This is a genomic window from Myxococcales bacterium (genome assembly GCA_016706225.1).
Lineage (GTDB): Bacteria > Myxococcota_A > Polyangia > Polyangiales > Polyangiaceae > JADJKB01.
In genome coordinates, this window is record JADJKB010000021.1 from 809,088 (window position 1) to 829,245 (window position 20,158).

At 66.8% G+C, this 20,158-nt stretch carries 17 protein-coding genes; 4 read left to right on the top strand and 13 right to left on the bottom strand.

What is annotated here, in order from left to right; translation table 11 throughout:
- Window positions 1–3: 3 nt before the first annotated feature.
- Window positions 4–927 (bottom strand): acyl-CoA desaturase, encoded by a 924-nt coding sequence (locus IPI67_28310; protein MBK7584089.1) that lies wholly within the window; start codon window positions 925–927, stop codon window positions 4–6.
- A 129-nt stretch (window positions 928–1,056) separates the two neighbouring features.
- Between IPI67_28310 and IPI67_28315 the strand changes: the two genes are divergently transcribed.
- Window positions 1,057–2,058, top strand: coding sequence for a hypothetical protein (locus IPI67_28315; GenBank protein MBK7584090.1), 1,002 nt, complete (start codon window positions 1,057–1,059; stop codon window positions 2,056–2,058).
- 43 nt (window positions 2,059–2,101) lie between these two features.
- Entirely contained in the window at window positions 2,102–2,650 is a 549-nt protein-coding gene (locus tag IPI67_28320; protein ID MBK7584091.1) for a YHS domain-containing protein, read from the top strand.
- Between the two features lie 28 nt (window positions 2,651–2,678).
- Here the strand turns inward: IPI67_28320 and metH are convergent, their stop codons facing one another.
- The 10 genes from metH to IPI67_28370 form a co-directional block, all read right to left on the bottom strand.
- Window positions 2,679–6,404 carry a methionine synthase gene (metH, locus tag IPI67_28325; GenBank protein MBK7584092.1) on the bottom strand — a complete coding sequence of 1,242 codons (3,726 nt, stop codon included), beginning with the start codon at window positions 6,402–6,404 and terminating at the stop codon, window positions 2,679–2,681.
- The gene (locus IPI67_28330; GenBank protein ID MBK7584093.1) at window positions 6,401–7,444 is read right to left on the bottom strand and encodes a metalloregulator ArsR/SmtB family transcription factor; all 1,044 of its coding nucleotides are present in this window, start codon (window positions 7,442–7,444) and stop codon (window positions 6,401–6,403) included. The genes metH and IPI67_28330 overlap by 4 nt, the downstream gene beginning before the upstream one ends.
- Before the next feature lie 177 nt (window positions 7,445–7,621).
- Window positions 7,622–8,260, bottom strand: a complete 639-nt coding sequence (locus tag IPI67_28335) for a pentapeptide repeat-containing protein (protein ID MBK7584094.1) — start codon at window positions 8,258–8,260, stop codon at window positions 7,622–7,624.
- A complete protein-coding gene (locus IPI67_28340) occupies window positions 8,257–8,985 on the bottom strand; it encodes a hypothetical protein (GenBank protein MBK7584095.1) in 729 nt (242 codons plus the stop codon). The genes IPI67_28335 and IPI67_28340 overlap by 4 nt, the downstream gene beginning before the upstream one ends.
- A 9-nt stretch (window positions 8,986–8,994) precedes the next feature.
- Complete coding sequence (locus tag IPI67_28345; GenBank protein ID MBK7584096.1) at window positions 8,995–9,234, bottom strand: hypothetical protein; 240 nt, start codon at window positions 9,232–9,234, stop codon at window positions 8,995–8,997.
- Window positions 9,235–9,302: 68 nt separating this feature from the next.
- Window positions 9,303–9,683 (bottom strand): hypothetical protein, encoded by a 381-nt coding sequence (locus IPI67_28350; GenBank protein ID MBK7584097.1) that lies wholly within the window; start codon window positions 9,681–9,683, stop codon window positions 9,303–9,305.
- The gene (gene murE, locus IPI67_28355; protein ID MBK7584098.1) at window positions 9,683–10,966 is read right to left on the bottom strand and encodes a UDP-N-acetylmuramyl-tripeptide synthetase; all 1,284 of its coding nucleotides are present in this window, start codon (window positions 10,964–10,966) and stop codon (window positions 9,683–9,685) included. Before murE ends, IPI67_28350 begins: the two co-directional genes overlap by 1 nt.
- A complete protein-coding gene (locus IPI67_28360) occupies window positions 10,963–12,963 on the bottom strand; it encodes a serine/threonine protein kinase (GenBank protein ID MBK7584099.1) in 2,001 nt (666 codons plus the stop codon). Before IPI67_28360 ends, murE begins: the two co-directional genes overlap by 4 nt.
- A 70-nt stretch (window positions 12,964–13,033) precedes the next feature.
- Window positions 13,034–14,101: a DUF2786 domain-containing protein gene (locus IPI67_28365; protein ID MBK7584100.1), complete on the bottom strand. Its 1,068-nt coding sequence runs from the start codon at window positions 14,099–14,101 to the stop codon at window positions 13,034–13,036.
- Between the two features lie 77 nt (window positions 14,102–14,178).
- Window positions 14,179–14,601, bottom strand: a complete 423-nt coding sequence (locus IPI67_28370; protein ID MBK7584101.1) for a hypothetical protein — start codon at window positions 14,599–14,601, stop codon at window positions 14,179–14,181.
- A 138-nt stretch (window positions 14,602–14,739) separates the two neighbouring features.
- Between IPI67_28370 and IPI67_28375 the strand changes: the two genes are divergently transcribed.
- Window positions 14,740–16,083: a S1 RNA-binding domain-containing protein gene (locus tag IPI67_28375; protein ID MBK7584102.1), complete on the top strand. Its 1,344-nt coding sequence runs from the start codon at window positions 14,740–14,742 to the stop codon at window positions 16,081–16,083.
- A 2-nt stretch (window positions 16,084–16,085) separates the two neighbouring features.
- On the opposite strand, the gene IPI67_28380 is transcribed toward IPI67_28375, so the two are convergent.
- On the bottom strand, window positions 16,086–17,390 hold the full coding sequence (locus IPI67_28380) for a hypothetical protein (protein ID MBK7584103.1): 1,305 nt from the start codon (window positions 17,388–17,390) through the stop codon (window positions 16,086–16,088).
- Between the two features lie 15 nt (window positions 17,391–17,405).
- Complete coding sequence (locus IPI67_28385) at window positions 17,406–18,038, bottom strand: hypothetical protein (GenBank protein MBK7584104.1); 633 nt, start codon at window positions 18,036–18,038, stop codon at window positions 17,406–17,408.
- Between the two features lie 203 nt (window positions 18,039–18,241).
- Here IPI67_28385 and IPI67_28390 point away from each other — a divergent pair, with 203 nt between their 5' ends.
- Complete coding sequence (locus IPI67_28390) at window positions 18,242–20,158, top strand: cobalamin-dependent protein (GenBank protein ID MBK7584105.1); 1,917 nt, start codon at window positions 18,242–18,244, stop codon at window positions 20,156–20,158.

The window sequence follows — 20,158 nt, forward strand, 5'->3', positions numbered from 1 at the left end:
GACTCAGGCCGTGGCGTGCCGCTCGCCAACCGCGACCGACGCTGGAGCGAAGCTCGGCGCGGGTTGGTCGGCGACCGCTCTGGGTTTCTCCCAGTTTGCGAGCAGTACCTTCTTGGAGGGTGTGCGCAGATCCCAGACCACCCCGACCAACGCCAGCAGCTTGAGGCGGTAGTAGCTGATGTCGATCTCCCACCAGAAGAAACCCTGGTTCGCCGTCGACTGGTAGTAGTGGTGGTTGTTGTGCCAGCCCTCACCGAGGGTGATCAGCGCGAGCAAGAGCGAGTTCTTGCTCGTGTCCGCGGTGGCGTAACGCCGGCGTCCAAACACGTGCGTCACCGAGTTGATCACGAACGTGCCGTGATAGAGCAGTGCGGTCGAGAGAAAGAACCCGCCGAACAGCGCGCGCGGCCCGCCGAGAAAGAGGCAAGCAGCGCCGAGTGCGATGGCGGGCAAGAGGTGCCAGCGATCGAGCCAGCGCAGCTCCGGGTACTTCGCGAAGTCACGAATGCGTTCGACCGGCGTCTCTTCGTATTTCGAGCACACGATCCAACCCATGTGGCTCCACCAGAACCCACGCTTCGGAGAGTGGATATCGATCGGCGTGTCCGAATACTTGTGATGGTGCCTGTGGTGTCCAGCCCACCAGAGCACACCCTTCTGAGCGGCCATGCCACCGCCGAAGGCCAGCACGAACTGCATGAGCCGCCCGGTCTTGAAGGCGCGGTGGGCAAAGTAGCGGTGGAAGCCCGCGGTGATGAAGAACATGCGAACGACGTACAGCGCCGCACACAGAGCCGCCTCTCTCCAACCAAACCCGGTCCAGATGATGCCGAACGGCATCAAGTGCATGAGGATGAAGGGGATCGATTTCAGCCAGCTGATCTGCTCGTCGGGGCCGCGGCTGTATTCGTTTCGGGCAAGTCCCATCCTCCTAGGCGTACGAAATCAGCCGTCAGCATGACGCCACATCTCTGTCATATTTTGCTGACAAGCCGCGCAAACCGCAGTTTTTCAGCGGCATCGCGAGCGGCGGCCGGAGTTGATATCGTGCCCGGCATGCGTGCTTCGGCTCTTGCCTCGCTCGTGCTCGCGACCTGCTCACTGTCGACCCTGCATGCACGAGCGCAGGCCGGCGCGGAGCCACCGGCAGGAGCCACGCCCCCCTCGACGGGAGCCCTGCCACCCCAGCCCGCAGCGCCCCGGGGGCAGCCGCCTCCCGTGCAACCCGCGCCGGCCCCGCCACCCGCGAGTGCGGCGCCCCCGTATCCCGGTGCACCACCACCCGGTTACCCGCCCGCGGGCTACGCGCCCGGTGCAGTACCGCCGCCCGGTTACACCTTCGAACCCCAACCCGGCGCGTACGGCCAGCCCCCCGCCTACGGTTATCCTCCGCCCGGTTACTACTACCCGCCGCCTGGCTACGTGTGGGCGCCGCCGACCCGGCAGAAACCCCAGTACCCCGAGGACGCAGCCGGTCAGACCTCACCGTTTCTCGACATGTTGGTCGCCGGCGTCGCGGCCGACAAACGCTACGACCACTTCTTCACGGTTGGTGTGCAGGGCGGCGCGTACCTCGCGTCACGCGTGCGCTTGGTGGGTCGAATTCTCATGTTCACGACGGAAGCCACGGACGACCTCGCCAGTAGTTATTATGGCGATGACGTGCTGCCGGGTGAGTACTCGGCCATCAGCGCCGATTCTCCCGCCGTGATTTTCGGTGGCGCAATCGGCGTTGCGCCGGTGGTGCGGCGGAACTTCGTGTTCGCGCCGGGTCTCGCGTTTCACACGACGAACGTGGGCGCATACGGGTCCATGTTGACGCTGGCCATGCCCTTCGAGTGGGTCACCGACGACGGCGCGCGCTTCGGATTCGAGGTCGACATCGGCCGCGCCTTCGGCGGCACGATCACAGGGCGCTGCAACACGCCCTCCACCTGCCAGAGCGACGAAAAAGAGTTTGATCGGCCCTCCGCCCCCGCATTCCTGGCGGCCTTCGAGCTCGGCTGGGGGTTCAACCACCCGCCCGCGAAAATGCCGGCCGCGCCCGCCTCACCCTGAAGGCGTGCGCTGGCGCCAAAATGCGCTAGGTTCCGGGTCTCCGATGGCCCGCAGCATCTTCACGATCCCCGCGCTCCTGTTGTGCAACTTCATGCTCCTTGCGTGTGAGAACGACGAGCGTGTGAAACCAGAGGCACTCTCCCCCGCACCGGCAGTCGCACCGGCGAGCCGCTCACCGGGTGTGAAGAGCGCGGCAGCCACCCCTCAGCCGGGTGCGTGCGGCATGCAGGCGGAAGAACAGCCCGCAGGCGCGTGCGGCCAGGCAGCAGCGGCCCACGGCGAGGGCGCACGAGGTTGCGGCTGCGGCGCGAACTGCGGTCCGGCCGAGGCGCCGAAGGCAGAAGCACCAAAGGCAGAAGCTCCAACCGGGTGCAACTGCGGCTCGCACGACACCGGGAGTGCAGAGCGGCCCATCGTGCCGATCAGTGAAGCCAAGCTCGGTGACCGCACCCGCTGTCCGGTGACCAACTCCGTCTTTGTGGTCAAGACCGACTCACCCAAGGTCGAGCTGGGTGGCAAGACCTATCACTTCTGCTGTGAGGGTTGTGTCACTCGCTTCAAGAAGGATCCGCAGCAGTTCCTCGAGACCTGAGGCGACGAGCGGGAGCCGCTCGTTGCGCTCAGACCCGCGGCGCACGGGCGTCGGCTGGGGCCGGCAGCGGCCGCACCGACGGGGCAGGTTCATAGGAGAGGCTCGGGTGCAGCCACTGTTCGGCCTGCTCCACACCAACCCCCTTGCGCCGGGCGTAGTCCTCGACCTGATCCTTACCAACCCGACCGACGTTGAAATACCGGGCGTCGGGGTGTGACAGGTAGAGCCCGCTGACACTGGCCGCCGGCAGCATCGCGAAGCTGTCGGTGAGTGTGATTCCAACCTGGCCCGGCTCGAGCAGTGAGAAGAGCTTGCGCTTTTCGCTGTGGTCCGGGCAGGCCGGATAGCCAAACGCCGGCCGGATGCCCCGGTAGCGCTCGTCGATCAGCTCCTTGTTGCTGAGGTGCTCACCCTTGCCGTATCCCCACTCGCGCCGCACCCGCTCGTGCAAATACTCGGCAAACGCCTCGGCCAGCCGATCCGCGAGCGCCTTCACGATGATCGAGTCGTAGTCGTCCAAGGCCTTGGTGTACCGGTCCGCCAGCTCACGTTCGCCGATCCCCGCCGTGACCGCGAACGCGCCGACCCAGTCGTCCACTCCGCTGCCCATCGGGGCCACGAAGTCCGCAAGGGACCGGCACGGACCAGCGTCGTGCTTGAGCTGCTGCCGCAGCATGTTGAAGCGGCAGACCTCTCGACGGCGCTGTTCGTCGTCGAACAGCACGATGTCGTCGCCGTCGCTTGCCGCCGGCCAGAAGCCGTACACCGCGTTCGCACACAGGAGTTTCCCGGCGGTGATTTGCCGGAGCACGGTCTGGGCGTTTTCGTACAGATCGCGCGCTGCCGCGCCGTAGCGCGGATCGTCGAGCACCCCGGGGAACTTCCCGGGCAGCTCCCAGGCCGTGAAGAAGAACGTCCAGTCGATGTAACTCGCGATGTCGAGCAGCGGCTGGTCGCGTAGCGTGTGCACACCGCCGAAGGCGGGCCGCGGGGCGGTCTTCGAGTATTCGAGCGCCGGGCGCCGCGCTCGGGCGTCCGCGAGCGACAGCAAGGGTTTGTCGAGCTTGTTCTGGTGAATGCGCCGGAGCTGCTCCTGTTCAGCGCGGTTCTTCACGTCGAGCGCCGCGCGCGCCGGAGCGTCCATCAAGCTCGAGACGACGTTCACCGCCCGGGACGCGTCGAGCACGTGGACCACCTCCTGAGAGTAGGCCGGCGCAATCTTCACCGCAGTGTGCTGGCGACTGGTGGTGGCTCCCCCAATCAGGAGCGGGAGCTTCATCTGCCGCCGCTCCATCTCGCGCGCCACGTTGACCATCTCGTCGAGGCTGGGGGTGATCAGCCCCGAGAGCCCGATCAGATCCGCCTTCTCCTCGACCGCGGCATCGAGGATCTTGTTGGCCGGCACCATCACTCCGAGATCCACGACCTGGTAGTTGTTGCAGCCGAGCACGACCCCCACGATGTTCTTGCCAATGTCGTGGACGTCGCCCTTGACCGTGGCCATCACGATCTTCGCGTGCGGTCTGCTGGAACCGAGCCTGGCCTTCTCGGCTTCCATGAAGGGCTCGAGGTGCGCGACACCGCGCTTCATCACCCGCGCGCTCTTCACGACCTGTGGCAAGAACATCTTGCCCGCACCGAACAGGTCACCGACGACTCCCATGCCCGTCATCATCGGGCCTTCGATCACGTCGAGCGGCCGCGCCAGTTTTTGACGCGCCTCCTCGACATCCGCCTCGATGTAGTCGACGACACCGTGGACGAGAGCGTGCTGAATGCGCTCCTCGACCGACAGCTTCCTCCACTCCTCGTTCTTCTCCTGCTTCTTCCCGCTGCCTTTGACCGTCTCGGCGATCTCCACCATGCGCTCGGTGGCGTCCGCGCGGCGATCGAAGAGCACGTCCTCGACGCGCTCTAGCAGCTCTTTCCCGATTTGTTCGTACACCACCAGTTGACCGGCGTTGACGATGCCCATGTCCATGCCCGCACGGATGGCGTGAAACAAGAACGCCGAGTGAAACGCCTCGCGTACCGCATCGTTGCCCCGGAACGAAAACGACAGGTTGCTCACGCCGCCGCTCACCTTGGCCCCGGGCAGGTTGGCCTTGATGGCCCGGGTGGCTTCGATGAAGCTCATCGCAAACTGGTTGTGGCCCTCGATGCCCGTCGCCACCGCGAAGATGTTCGGATCGAACACGATGTCCTCCGGCGGGAAGCCGGCCTGCTTGGTCAGGATTTCGTAGGCACGGCGACAGATCTCGAACTTTCGCTCCTGGGTCTCGGCTTGCCCGGTCTCGTCGAACGCCATCACGACCACGCCGGCGCCATAACGCCGAACCTTCTTGGCCTTCTCCAGGAAATCAGCCTCACCCTCTTTCAAGCTGATCGAGTTGACGATGGCCTTGCCTTGAACACACTTGAGACCGGCTTCGATCACGCTCCACTTGGAGCTGTCGACCATGATCGGCACTCGGCAGATCTCCGGCTCACTGGCGATCAGGTTCAAGAACAGCGTCATGGCCGCCTCGGAGTCGAGCATGCCCTCGTCCATGTTGACGTCGATGACGTTCGCGCCGCTCCGGACCTGCTCTGCAGCAACCTCCAGGGCCTTCTGGTAGTCGTTGGCCTTGATCAAGTTCGCGAACTTCTTGCTGCCAGTGACGTTGGTGCGCTCTCCGACCATGATGAAGTTCGAAGACGAGTCGATGGTCAGGACCTCGAGGCCCGAATAACGCGTGGCCGGCGTGATGCTCGGCACCGCGCGGGGTTCGATGCCGCGCACCCTCTCAGCGATCGCTTTGATGTGCTCTGGTGTCGTACCGCAGCAGCCGCCGACGATGTTGAGCAGGCCATCCTTGGCGAACTCGGCGAGAAACTGGCCCGTCTGGTCGGGCGTTTCGTCGTACTCACCAAAGGCGTTCGGCAGCCCCGCGTTCGGGTAACACGAGAGCAACACCGGCGCGGCCCGGCTGAGCTCCGCCATGTAGGGCCGCATTTCCTGAGCGCCCAGGGCGCAGTTCACGCCGACGGAGATCGGGTTCGCGTGGGCCACACTCGTCCAGAACGCCTCGACCGTCTGCCCGCTGAGCGTGCGCCCGCTCTTGTCCGTGATGGTGACACTCAGCATCACCGGGACGCGGGCGCCACGCGCCTCGAACACGTCCTCGATGGCATAGATGGCGGCCTTCGCGTTCAACGTGTCGAAGATGGTCTCGATCAGCAGCAGATCGACGCCGCCGTCGAGCAGTCCCCGGACCTGCTCCGCGTAGGCATCCCGCACCTGGTCGAAGCTCACAGCACGGAACCCGGGCTCGTTCACCCGGGGCGAGAGGCTGAGCGCGCGGGTGGTCGGTCCGAGGGCGCCGGCCACGAAGCGGGGCCGGTCCGGCGTCATGTCGCTGAACTTGGCGGCGGCCCGTCTTGCGATGCGCGCGGCCTCGACATTCAAATCGTAGACGACGCTCTCCAGACTGTAGTCCGCCTGAGAGATGGCCTGAGCACTGAAGGTATTGGTCTCGATGATGTCGGCGCCCGCTGCCAGGTAGGCCTCGTGGATCTGGAGTGCAACGTCCGGCCGCGTCAGTACGACGAGGTCGTTGTTGCCCTTCAAGTCCTGCGGGTGGCTCGCGAAGCGTGTACCGCGGAAGTCGGCCTCGCCGAGGGAGTAAGCCTGAATCGCGGTGCCCATCGCGCCGTCGAGGACGAGGATGCGTTCTTGGGCGAGTTTTCGAAGCAACGAAGACGTGTCGTTCATGTCAGGAACTTCCGGGCTCGGGGTGCGGATCGGTGGCTGGCGTTGCCAGCCGAAGGCCTGGTTCTTGGGGCCTTCGGCGCGTTTTTGCCGGCGCGCTGCTCGCTCTCGGAGTCAGGCCGAGTCGCGAACGCAGTGACGACCTCGAAGTACGGCTTCGTGCGCTCCCGCGACGTGACCTGGCACTGGATGACGTCGAGCTCGGCCTGCACGAGCAGGCGCCCGAGCGCCTTGGGCTCGAAGCCCGCGCGAACGTGCCCGTAGGCGGCCGTGACGTCACCGTGTGAGTGTGCGGCCAGCGTGACCAGCGCCAGCGTTCCACCCGGACGCAGCACACGCGAGGCCTCCGAGAGCGCCCGGTCGGGCTGCTCCGCGTAGGTGAGAGTGTTGAGCAAGAGCACCTGGTCGAAGCTCGCGTCCGGGAGCTCCAGTGAGTGCATGTCGCTCACCACGACGCTCACGTTCGGATGGTGCGCCAGGCGGCGACGCGCCGCCTCGACGACGCGCTCGCTGCGATCCACACAGGTGATGCTGCTGGAGCGTGGCGCCAACAGGTCCGCGATGGCGCCGTCGCCGGAACCGAGATCGAGCACATCTCCGAGCTTCAGGAAACCGAGGAACGCTCGAGCCGTTGCCTCCCAGGTGCGACCGGGAGAGTAGTGACGCTCCATCTCGCCGGCGATGGACTCCGGCCACGAGGTACTGCCCGCAGCGCGGCGCATTCGCTCACGACGCGCGCGGTCCGCTTCGAGCAGCGTGTCGTCGATGTCTGCCCGGACGAGCTCCCACACACGACCCGCCTCCCGCGGCATCGACGCGTCGTTGACCGCGTACAGGGTAGACGCGCCGACCTTGCGATCCCTGAGCAGGCCCGCCTCCCGGAGTCGGCCGAGGTGGGTGGAGACGCGCGACTGCGGCAGCTCGGTGATGCTGGTCAGCTCCGCGACGGAGAGCTCAGCGTCGCTCAAGAGCGCGAGCAGCCGCACCCGGGTGGCATCCCCGAACAGGTGCAAAAGCTCGACGGTGGAGTCGACGGTGGGCATGTCATCTGGTCATCAGGATGACCGGATGGGAGGATAGGGCCCCCCGGAGGTCGGGTCAAGCGTTGCCAGCAAGCGTCGCCCTGCGACACAAGATGGGCGCCCCTCGGTGATCTCGACCGGCGCCGGGGTCGGGTGAGAGAGGCCCGAGTCACAGCGGGCCCGACGCGCTCCCCCCGATCAGGGTGCCGCAGGATGAGAACCTGGATCGAACTTCGCGCCGTCGAGCTTGCAGTCGGTCCAGGTGACTCCCGCGAGCTTGGCGCCGGTGAGGTCGGCGCCCTGCAGGTTGGCGCGAGTCAGGTTGGCGGCGATCAAGTTGCAGCGGGTGAAATCAGCTTCCTCAAAATTGCCTCCCGAGAGATCAGCCTGGGTCAGATCGGCTTCGACGAACGAAGCCTGCGGCGCGTCAACCCCAATCAGCTGCGCATCACCCAGGTAAGCACGGTTCAGCCCCGCCCCCCTTAGCTGCGCGCCCTCGAGATCGGCGGCCTCGAGATCGGCGCCCGCGGCCTCCAGCAAGACCAAGTTGGCGGAGCGCAGCGACGCACGCACCAGCTTGGCGCCGACGAGACGCGCCATGCCCAGCTCGGCGCAGTCGAGCCGTGCAGCTTCGAGGTTGGCGTCATCCAGCTCGGCTTCGATTAGCCGCGCCCCACCGAGGAAGGCTCCTCTGAGGTTTGCTCCCTTGCCCTTGAGCCATCGCAGCTCGCTACCGTCGAGCTGTGCCTCCGACAGGTCGACCTCCCCCAGCTCGACGCCTGTCAAGGGCCGCCGCTGCCGCGCCGCGTCGACCAGCTGCTCCCGCAACAGGCTCATCGTCCCACCGGAAGCCGCCAGGCGGAGCCGGGCCTGGCCTTGTTGAACTCGGAATAGTCACCGAACACGCCGGCGGGCGCCAGATACGTCATCACGAGCTTCTGTGAGCGGACGAGGTCCGAGGGCGGCTGAGACCAGGGCGAGTCGAGCAGATCAACCCTGAAGCCTCCGCCCGCCGACTCTGTCACCACGCCGGGAATTCCGCGCAAAAAGTCCTCCCCGAGAACCTCGACCAGCTCGGCGCCGAACCAGGTCCGAGAGCTCACCCCGCGGGGCCCCGCCTTGCGGAAGTTGCGCGCATCGCGCACGGCAACCTGGTTCCACAGCTTGCCGTGGCCGGTGAAGACGGGCTGCACGTAGGCGAACACCGGCCTCGTGACCGCGGCCAGCTGCTCAGCCAACGAGTAAGGTAGCTCGACCTCTGCATCACCGAGCTTGGCCCACTCGATGGCGAGGAAACACAGCCCGTCGTCTAGCTTGACGATGTCACCGCTCCACGCCGGTGCCCGTTTGCGCGCGATGCCGGGGTTCGGCGCCGGTCTCTGACGGCTCACCCAGGTTAGCATCGTCTCCGCGTCAAACAACTCGCGCACTCGCTCGTCCTGCCCCCAGTGTGTGGCCGGGCTCGCCGATGCGGCGATGGTGCCAAGCAGCACATCGAGCGAGCGCACTTCGAACAGATCAACCCCAGTAAACAGCCCCATCTTGCACTGCTCGAACGTCATGGAATGTCCTCACTCGATCGGGACCAGCACGCCGTCGTGCTCGCCCCACATGAGCCCTTCGTAGAACGGAATGTCGGCGGCACGGACGGTGTCACGGCGGTCGACCATCCCGTCCGGTGTGACTTCGAGCTGCCGCTCGAGCAGCTGGCAGTTCGAGAGGATCCACATGTCCAGGCGAAAACCCTGGTCGTTGCGACTGAACTTCAACGGCTGGATGACGCCGGAAAATTCCCGTTCCAGGTCAGCCACGCGCTCGCGCTCGGGAATGTCGAGGCGAGTTCGGAAGTAGAGCTCGCGAAAATGGTCTCGCGGTCGAGCTACTTTTCGCCCGCGGGTGGCGGCGGGGCGGTGCCACCCTCGGCGGCCGGTGGCGTCCAGCCTCCGGCGGGCGGAGTCCAACCCGGCGGCGGCTGCCAGCCGGGCGGCGGCTGGAAGCCAGGCGGAAACTGAAAGCCTCCGGGCTGCGCGCTCGGTTGGGCACCCGGTGCTCCCGGCTGCGCTGCGGGCTGACCCGGATTCGCGGCTTGCGGAGGCATCGCCTGCGGCGGCGGCTGACCGGGCGGCGGTTGGCCGGGCGGCGGTTGGCCGGGCGGCGGTTGCTGGTTTCGCGGTGGGCCGCTGTCCACGTAACAGCCCGAGGCACAGACCGCCCCGGTGAAAAACGCCAGGGCCAAGAACTTCTCACGATCGATCTTCATCACCCATCCTGCCTTTCGAAGCGTTCGCGACACGCCGCACGGGCAACCTCCGCGTCGTCAAACGGGAAGCTGCGCTCACCGATCCACTGCGTCGTTTCGTGGCCCTTTCCGGCGACGACGACGATATCACCCTCGCCCGGCCGGGCAATCCCGATCGCGCGCCGAATCGCCGCCTCGCGGTCGAGCTCGGTGGCCAAGGTCACTTCTCTATGCTTCGACGTACGTGAGCCAGAGACCGCTTCTTCCCGCGCCGCAACCGCCCCAGCCATCACGGCCTCCGCGATCAGCGCTGGGTCCTCATCTCGGGGGTTGTCCGTGGTGACGATCACCACATCGGCCAGGTTCGCGGTGACCCGCCCCATCTCGGAGCGTTTTCCGGGGTCGCTACCCCCGCCGCAGCCAAAGACACACATCACGCGCCCGGACTTGGTCAAGGACCGAGCCAGCTCCAGCGTGCGCTCGAGAGCGTCCGGTGAGTGGGCGTAGTCGATCACGACCAGCGGGTCGTCGTACACCCGCTCGAAGCGACCGCGGACTCCGCGAAAGCAAGCAAGGCCTTCGACAATCGCCGCCCCGGAATAACCGAGGGCGTGAGCCACGAGCGCCGCGGCGAGGGCGTTGTCGACGTTGTGGGCCCCGAGCACTCCGAGCGAGAGACTGCCCCCCAGTGCATCGGCGAGCGGCCCCCGTTCGAGCTGCACGAGCGTGCCGGTTCGCGAGACTTCCGTCCGCTCCGCCACGAGCTCGAGCGGCAGCTGTACACACTCCGGAGCGAGGTGCGTTCGCTCGCCCACGTACGCCAGACGTCGCACACCCTCGGGCGTCACTTCGTCCAGCAAAGCACTCGCAGGATCACCGGCATTCAACACCGCCGCGCCGTTCGGCGGTAGCAGCATGAAGAGCTGCGCTTTCGACGCCAGGTAGTGCTCCGGATCCCCGTGGTAGTCCAGGTGATCCCGAGACAGGTTGGTGAACGCCGCTACTTGCGCGGGCCAGCGGTGGGCAAAACCTTCGGCCAGCGCCCGCGAGGTCGTCTCGAGCGCAAGCGTGCGGATCCCCACCCGTGCGCCGCGCTCGATGGCCTCGGCGAACGCCTCGAGGGTCGGACCCTCGGCGATCTGTTCATCATCCACCCACGCGCCAAGCGTCGTGACCCGGGCCGTGTGTTCGCCGCTGGCTGCGACGATCGCCTCGATCATGCTCGTGGTCGTGGTCTTGCCATTGGTCCCGGTGACCGCGGCCGTCGCGAACGCGGAGTGGAGCTCTAGCTTGACCTCGGTCATTCGAAGCTCGGCGCGGGACGGCCCTCGGCGGCCTTCACCGCTTGTTCGAGGGCGTCACCCGAGCGGAGACACGAATAACAGTCGCTCAAGCTCAGGAAGCCGCAGCCGCGTCGCCCGGTCAGACTCTTCAGCTTGCTCGCGGAGCGTGCGTCCGCGGACTGTGTCGCCCGGGGCAACAGCAGTTTGTAGCCGGGACAACCCTTGGCTTTCCCGAGGTCTAGGTAGATCAACAGCGCCGGCGATGCTTTGAGGCGAATCGCGCTCCCGTCGAGCACTCCCTTGGCGGCCCTCGCGACCTCCTGAGAGTCCTTGCTGCTCCGTGTGCGGCTCCACACGTCGTAGACCAGATCTGCGCCGCGCGTGCCAAGGTGTGCAAGGGCGAGCTCGAGCGCATCGAGCGTGGTTGCGGAAGCAAGCGCGAGGGTCCGCACGTCACGCGTCAACTCCGCATCGTCTGCCAGCGCCGGCTCGAGGTTGAGGGCTTTTTTGTAGCCAATGAGCCCTTGTTTGCCGTTGCCCACCACGATCTGACCGTGCGCGAGGGCCCGCCATTCAGAGGCGGACCGCTGGGCGTCGGGCCTGAGCTGGAGCTTCCCGATCGCCTCACGATCGCCGGCGTGGGCCCGTTTCGTGAGCAGAGAGAGGTCATCCGCCGGCGCAGCGTCCTTGCCCGCCGAGCCCGATGCGGCGGGGTTCGGGTTCGAGCTCGAGACGCCGGACGCCACGAGCACAGCAAAGGCGACGAAGAACAGCAGCGCGGAGAGCGTCACGCCTGCCGCACCGATGGCCCACATCGGAACCGCTTGCCCTCCGACGTTCACCGGCTTGCCCAGGATCGGCGCGTGCGCGAAGAGGGGGCCCAGCAGCTGACTGATGGGACCTTTCGGTTTGGCGCCGGCCTTGGAGGCCGAGAGTCGGCTCAGCTCGTCGCCGCTCAGGCTGAGCACCGTCTCGCCGTACGCGACCTCCCCGAGCGAGGGTGAGCCCGAATCGCTGAGCTGAGTCGTGTGCGGGGACGGTGTCAGCGGCGCGGACTGAACGAGCGGCGTCGAACCCATGGTGATGGGACCAAAGGCCTGAATCCGTGCCAGAACCTCGCCAGCGGTCTGCGGGCGCTGGTCGGGGTCTTTGACGAGCAAGTGCATCACGAGCGCCGCCAGGCTCGGATCGATTTCAGGCGGCAAGAGCGCAGGTTCGGCGGTCATTTGCCGCGTCAAGATCACCACCAGATCGTCGGCGGCAAAGGGCGTCCGACCCGTGAGCATCTCGTACAGGATGATGCCGAGCGTGTAGAGATCGGCGCGCGCATCCACCGGGGTTCCGGAAGCCTGCTCCGGAGCCATGTACTCCGGCGTGCCGAAGACGCTGCCCATCTGTGTGAGCTGACTCTGCGTGCCACCGAGCTCGATCTTCGCGATGCCGAAATCCAGGACCTTGACGAAATGGCTGTCAGCGTCGCGCTGAATCAGCATCACGTTGTCGGGTTTGAGATCGCGGTGCACGATGCCGGCCGCATGCGCGGCAGACAGCGCATCGGCGATCTGCTCGGCGATGTGGGCCGCGACCTCGGGAGCGAGCGGACCGCCCTCGTCCAGGAGCTCTCGCAGGCTCTTGCCCTCGACGTACTCGAGCACGAGGTAGAACGCACCGTCCTCGAGCCGGCCGAAGTCCGTGGCGGCCGCGACGTGGGGGTGTTCGATGCGCCCCGCAGCCACGGCCTCTCGCTCGAAACGGGCAACGACCTCCGGCATGTAGGTCATCTCGCGGTGCAGCACCTTGACCGCGACGACCTTGCGCATGTGCACGTGCTCGGCCAGGTACACGGCGCCCATGCCGCCGGAGCCCAACTGTTTGCCGATGCGGTAGCGACCCGCGAGGACCTGGCCGACCAGCGAGGGTCTCCCTTCCTCGTCCGAGTCCGCGGCGGCTCCCCCCTTCACGACGCTCGGCTCCGGCGCGGCTTCCGCCGGCGTCCGTTCACGTAGAGTGTCGCCCAAACCCAGCCTCCAAAATACGCCTGCCTGACTTCCCGCCATTGTGGCGACCCACGAGCCGGGCGTCGAGCCGCTAAGATCGACGGCGCTCGGGCAGCAATTTCACCGCTCCATCCGGGCCACTCCGCACACCCCGGTGCAGGACGATCTGCGCTCCGGCCTGACGGCCGTGTGCGTAAGCCTCGGACCGCGCCCCACACGAGTAGCGCGTCCAGCGCACACGCGGGTGCCGCCTGCGATAAAACTGCTCGAGGTCGCCATCACCGACCCACACCAGGCCCTCGGCCGCGTGCTTCCTCTGCTCGCTCCTGAGCTTGTCGCGAAACCCCGTCATCACGCCGGACAGGAAGGTTCGACGCTCCGCGTTTGCTCCGAGTCGCTGAGCTCGTTTGTAGTCGCGCCACAGGCGCTCCGAGGTCTGAAGCAGGAAGCCGTGGACGTAGGCAGCGAGCTCGAGGTTCTCCACGGTCCCGCAGATCTCCAGCACACTACCGCGACGCCCTTCGAGCGGTCGCCAGACCGGTACCCAGATGACCTCGACGAAGAAGTGGTCCCCGATGATGGCCGCCAGGATGCGCTCGTGTTCACCGACTCGACCGGTCGGCGTTCCGACGTGACGGAAGGAGTACACGTCCGTGCCGCGCCGGGTGACGTGTTCGATGTTGTGTTTGAGCATCAGGCGCTGCGCCGCTGCCATCGCGGCTTGGGCCTCGTGCTCGTTCGAGCTCTCGGCGAGCGCCAGCAGCTTTGCGACGCGTTCGAGCATTCGATGATCGGAGTGAACCGCCGCACTGCCGCTGGGGACACCCGAGGCTCGCGCATCAATCAGCCGCTCGCGGCAGATCTCCTGGAAGGCGGGACCGTGGGCGGCTTCGTGGGACAGCCCGAGGATCTCGTCCACGTACTGGTGCGCCATCTCGTGCTTGAGCACCTCGACGACGACGCCCCAGCCATGGCGGGCCAGGAGCTCCCGGGAGAGCCAGAGGGTGCGCTCGTCCGAGGACCAGCGTCCGAGCTGTCCGCCGCCATCGACCAGAGAGAGGACCGGACGCCGCAAGCGCCGAGCAAAGAAGGTTGCGTTCAGATCTTCCCAAGTGTCCCTGACCGCCCGCAGCGCGAGGCGCTCGAGCGCGGCAGACATCTGGGGCAGTTCCGAAGCTGGCATCGACGCGGGAAACCTAGCGCCGCGCGGCTACCATGGGAACCGTCTCGCGGGTTTCACTTGCGCAAGCTGCACTTGACGTCGGCCGTGAACTCCGACGACGGCGAGCCGCGATAGGTCACGAGATCACGGGTCTCCCCCGAAGGCACGGAGACCGCGAGGGAGTCAGTGGCCAGATCGGTGCTGACCTGACAGTCGGCGTCCTTCGTGCAGCCGTTGTCGATGCTGACGACGTGGTCGTAGCCGCTCCCGGAGAAGATGGCCTGGCTCTGGACCTTCACACAGGCGGGGACGGGAGGCGGCGGGGCGTCCGAGTCGGATCGTGCGTCACTGCCTCGCTCCGCATCGGCTCGGACATCGGCCCCGGCGTCCGCCAGCGGCATCGCGACCGGGCGGTCTGTATTCGTGGGCGCGACCGGGCCCAGGTTTCCTGCCCAGGCGGCGAGGAGTGGCGGGACGAGGAAGAACAGGGCGCGCATGCGCGAGCACCTTGCACTCCCGGGCGCGAGCCGCGCAAGTTCGCGGCGAATCGAAGCGTGAGCTAATTTAGCTCACCCCGGTCTTGGGCAGCCGAACGTCTTTCCAGGCTTCGCACGGGGTGGCATGCTCCGCGCCCCATGAGCAAAGAGGACTTCGCTTCCTTGATGGAGGCCTCCGTCAAGGCTGGCAAAGGCACCGGCCGCCGGCTGAAGAACGGCGAGGTCTTGGAAGGAACGGTCGTCCAGATCAGCGGCGACAGTGTGTTCGTCGACGTCGGCGCCACCAAAGAAGCGCGTGTGCCGCGCCTCGAGCTCGAGGACAAAGACGGCAACATGCGCGTCAAGGTCGGTGACAAGCTCAAGGCGACCGTGGTCGATCACAACGCGGACTCGCCGTTACTTGCCATCGCGCTCGGTCGAGGGGGCATCGACCTGGGCCAGCTCGAGACCGCGCGGGACTCCGGCGCGCCGGTATCGGGGCGCGTGACCAAGGCGGTGAAGGGTGGGCTCGAGGTCGACGTGGGCGGCGTGCGGGCGTTTTGCCCAGCATCGCAGGTCGAGATCGGCTACGCCGCCGACCTCGCTCCGTACGAAGGGCAGACGTTCGAGTTCAGGGTGCTCGAGATCAAAGACGGGGGGCGCTCGGTGGTGCTGTCCCGCCGCTCGCTGCTCGAAGACGAGCGCCGCGCCAAGGAGGTCTCGGTGCTCGAGACGCTGGTCGTTGGTGCCGACCTCGACGGCACGGTGTCATCGGTCTCCCGCCACGGGGCACAGGTCGACATCGGCGGGCTCGATGGCTTCGTTCACATTTCGGAGCTGTCTCACCAGCGCGTCGAACGCACCGAAGACGTGGTCAACACCGGCGATCGCGTGTCAGTGCGGGTGCTCGCCATCGAGCAAAGCGACAAGGGACCACGAGTTCGGCTCAGCATGCGCGCGCGCGCGTCGGCCCCGGAAGCGCCGGTCGTGCAGGTGGACGAGGTGCTCGCGGCCGTGGTGGTGAAGGCCACCGGTGGCGGCGTGATCGTCAGCACCACCAAGGGTGAAGGCATGATCCCGCACAACGAGCTCGGGCTGCCTCCGGGCTCCGATCACCGGCGTGCTTACCCGGCGGGGCGGGAGCTGCAGGTGGTCGTGGTTTCACGCGACGCATCCCGCGGACGACTCCGGTTCTCGGCGGTGGGGGTCGCTCGGGTCGAGGAGCGCAAGAACTACCGTGACTTCGCCGGCGCGACCGGTCCGGGTGGGCGTTCGCTCGGTAGCTTGGGTGACCTGCTGCGAAAGAAGCTCGGACTGCCCGACGCGGAGCCGGAGCCAGCCGTGACCAAGGAACCAGAAGCTGCACCCCAGCAAGCTCAACCCGGCATGGCTGCGTTCGTCGCCGCCGACCCGCCGAAGCGCGATGAACCCCGAGCGGGCGCGAGCGCGCCGACGTCGGAACGACGCCCCGATCCCGAGGGTGTCATCCGCCGCAAACGCTGAGTTCAGTTACAGAGTGTCGTGCACTGCGACGGGAACTTCCCGCGCACGCAGGCTTCTCCGACGCTGGCCTCCACCTCTCGCTGCCACTTGTTCGTGGCCAGCTCGAACAGCCAGACGTCATCGATGTTGCCGCAGTCAGTCTTGCCGCCGTAGACGAACCAGCGACCGCCCGCTTCGTCCAAGACTGCGAGCTGCGCCGAGCGTCGATCCGGAGCCGACAGATTGGCATCCGTGAAATCCGGTGGGAACAGGCAGAACTGCGGGGCGGGCGTCTTCACTTGCTCCGCCGGCACGAGCCCGGACCAGGCTTTGGTTGCGGGATCGAACGACCAGGTGTCGTTGTTGTTGCCGACCGCACCGTCGTCGTGACCGGCAAACAAGAGCACGCGCTTCTGTTTGCTGTCGAAGGTGAGTGACGCATGAATGCGACCCATTGGTGCCGTGCCCGTGCCGGCATCCTCCTCCGTCCATGCACCGGTGGCTGGATCGAGGGACCAGAGATCCGTCATGAACGGCCCCTGGAAGGCGCCGGCTCCGCCGCCACCCTGGATGAACAAACGCCCCGTCGCCGGATCGATCGCCGCAGAGTGGAACAACCTCGCCGGCGGCTTCGTGCCCGTGGCCACGATCTCGCGCCACGCACCGGTAGCCAGGTTGAGCGCCCAGGCGTCGTCGAGCGGTCCGAAGGACAGCCCGCTGGTGCTGGAGTTGCCACCGAACAACACCAGCTCTTCGGTCAGCGGGTTGTACGCCCCGGCGACACTGCTGCGTGCAGGCGGCGCCACTCCCGTGGTCGGCAGCTCTTGCCACGTCAGCGTCTCGAGATTGAGCGTCCACACGTCGGCATACACCGTGTACGGGCCGCTGGAGGCTTCGCGGTAACGCCCACCGAAGACCACCAACCGGTCGCCCTTTGGATCGTAGACCGCGAGCCCACGCGCGCGGGGTCCTGGACCCCCGCTGGCATTGACCTGAGCAAACGTCTTGCAGCGAGCATCGTAGACCCAGAGCTCGCCCGTGGGTTTTGGCGCTGGGTTGCACTGCACGGGCACCCCCACGTCGCCGCCGAAGAACACCACTCGCTCCCGCTTCGAGTCGTACGCCGCAAACACCTCGCCTCTCGGCAGTGGGTGCTCGCCGGTGTCGATGCAGGGCGCGCCGCTGTCGCCAGCGTCCCCCGTGCCGGCGTCGTTCTTCGGTTTGCTCGTGGCGGTGTCGTCCCCACCACCACAAGCAAAAGCGGCGCACAACGGCAGGACAACGGCGAGGGCGCCGAGCCAGTTCTTACGCGACGAAGCTCGCATCATTTCTCCCACCGGTCGTCAGTTGCAGGTCTGACCGAGCGTATAGCCCATCTTGCACTCACACTGGCAAGCAGCAAGGCTCTCGGGCTCGGCGCAGGTAGGAACCACGTTCATCTTCGTCGTCGCCGTGCGGCCTTCTTTGTCCAGCAAGGTCAGCTCGAGCTCGAACGTGTGGCCCACCATGTCGGTCGAGGCCCACTGGTTCGGGCACAGCGGGATGTTGGAGAAAGTGGAGATGTCGGCGTCCAGGCTCATGCCCCAACCGTCGCCCGTCGGCTTGAGGTTCGTCTTGCGCTCGTCGACGCGGATCTGACCCGAGCCGAGATCGCGCAGCGTCCCGGTGAGCACGACCCCACACGGTCCGACGTTCGTCGCGCGCGCACCGATGAAGATGACTCGACCGCCCTGGGGCGGGAGGATCATCGGCGCCTCGCCGCCCTCCGTGAGCTCCTTCGAGATCTTGTCCCCTCCCCGAGCGACGACCTTCATCTCGACCGGTTTGTCCGGATCGCCCAGGAAGCCGAGACCACAGCTCGAGGTGCCAGCGCCCGAGCCGCCGGACCCCGCGGAGGTTGCGGCGTCGTCCCCACCGCAGCCCGCGAAGCCGAGGCACAAGGCGGACAGCAACGACATCTTCCGTAGCTGGTTCATGCTCGTCACCCGAGTCTCGAGAGCTCCGCATCGTAGCCGGCAACCTCGGATCGAGCACGTCGGAATTGCGCAGCCCCTGCACCGAGGTCACCAAAGCGCGCATCCGCTGCGAGCTCTGGCTCGGGGGATCGGTTAGATGCGCGCACGCCGTGCGCGGCGCGACTCGGGCACGCGACTTGCTCGATCGCGCGCGGAGGTTCGCCATGCGGGTACTCTTGGTGGGGTCAGAGCTGGAAGAAAACCTGGCTCTTCGTTATCTCGCGTCTGCCCTGGAGGCCGCCGGTCACACGCCGGAGCTGGCGGCGTTTTCGTCCGCAGGCGACTCGGACGAGGTCTTGGCTGCGGCCCGCCGCAGCAAGCCGGATCTCATCGGGTTGTCGATGACCTTCCAGCGCCGGGCGGAAGAGTTCGGTGATCTGGCAGGGGCGCTGCGCCAATCGGGTTATTCCGGGCACCTGACGGTCGGCGGGCATTTCCCGACCTTCTGTTATCGCGAGGTGCTCGAGCGTTACTCGGCCATCGACAGCGTCGTACGGCACGAAGGCGAGGTCACCCTGGTCGAGCTGTGTGAGCGCCTCGGCCGCGGAGTGTCGCTGGACGACCTCTCGGGTCTCGCTCACCGCGCCGCTGACGGATCTCTGCACGTTGCGCCCCCTCGCCCGCTGGCCTCGGATCTGGACGCCATCGCCTTCCCCAAGCGCGTCGGCGAGCCGCAGCTGCACATGGGCGTGCCCGCGGCCTTCTTGGTCGGTACCCGTGGGTGTTACGGCCACTGCACGTTCTGCTGCATCAACGCCTACATCGACGACGCCGGCGGAGAGCGTTATCGCTCGCGCAGCGCCGACAACATCGCAGACGAGATCGCGCTGGTACGCCGAGAGCGCGGCGCCCGCATGCTGGTGTTTCACGACGACGACTTCTTCACGCGCAACGCCGTCCGCGATCTGGCGCGGGCAAAGAGCTTGCGTGACGCCCTGAAGCAGCGCGGTGTCAACGACGTCGCCCTCGTGCTGAAGGCTCGTCCCGACGATCTCGACGACAACGTGTTCCGCGTGCTCTCCGAGATCGGCATCCTGCGCATCTACATCGGCATCGAGGCCGGCTCGAGCCAGGGACTGAAGACCCTGGGTCGTGGCGTGGACATCGGCGCCAACCAGCGCGCGCTGGACTTCCTGCGGCGCGCCGGCATCTACGCCTGTTTCAACATGCTGATCTTCGATCCAGAGACGCGCATCCGCTCGCTGCGCGAGAGCTTGCAGTTCTTGCGCCTGAACGCCGACGTCCCGATGAACTTCTGCCGCACCGAGATCTACCCGGGCACTCCACTTCACCGGAAGCTCGCCCGCGAGCAGCGGCTCGTGGGTGACGTCTTCGGTTGGGACTACGACATCAGTGATCCGGCCGCGGAGCGTGCGTTTCGCGTGTTTGCGCACGCCTTCCTCGACCGCAATTTCCGCTGCGACGGCCTAATGAACTCCAACCTGTCCCTCGGGTACTACTGGCACTTGTTGCGCCAGTTCTACCCGCGGGCGCAGACCGCGAGGCTGGGCGCGCGCACGCTCGAGACGATCCGGAAGGTGAACTACGACTCCGTCGCCCGCATGCTCGAGATCGTGGACTTTGCGGAGTCCGAGCGCTCACTCGACCCCGCCGCGTTCGAGGACTTCACGAACATCACGCTCGAGGAGGTCAGCGCGGCGAACCGGAAGCTCGAGGACGAGGTCGCGGACACCAGTCACGCGATCTTGACGGCCGCACGGGGAGTCGTGCGCCCGAGACCACGCGTCCGCATCAGCGCCGTCGCGGCCGCAGCCATCGCGCTCTCGCCCTTGGCCTGCGACCCACTCTCTCCGCCTCCACCCGATCCGCTCCCGCCCCCCTACATGCGCGACCAGAACCAGGGCCCGACACTCGCAGACGCGGGCGCGGGTCAGCCGCTCGAGATGGACCCCAAGCCCGACGCCTCGCAGTACGCAGAGCCACCGACGGACCTCCGACCCGACGCGGGCCCGGTGTATCTGCCACCACCGGATCCCCCACCTCCCCCGACCACCAAGCCGCGGCCTCCGCCGCCCCCACCGCCCGATCCTCTGCCGCCGCCGACGATGAAGAAGAAGTAG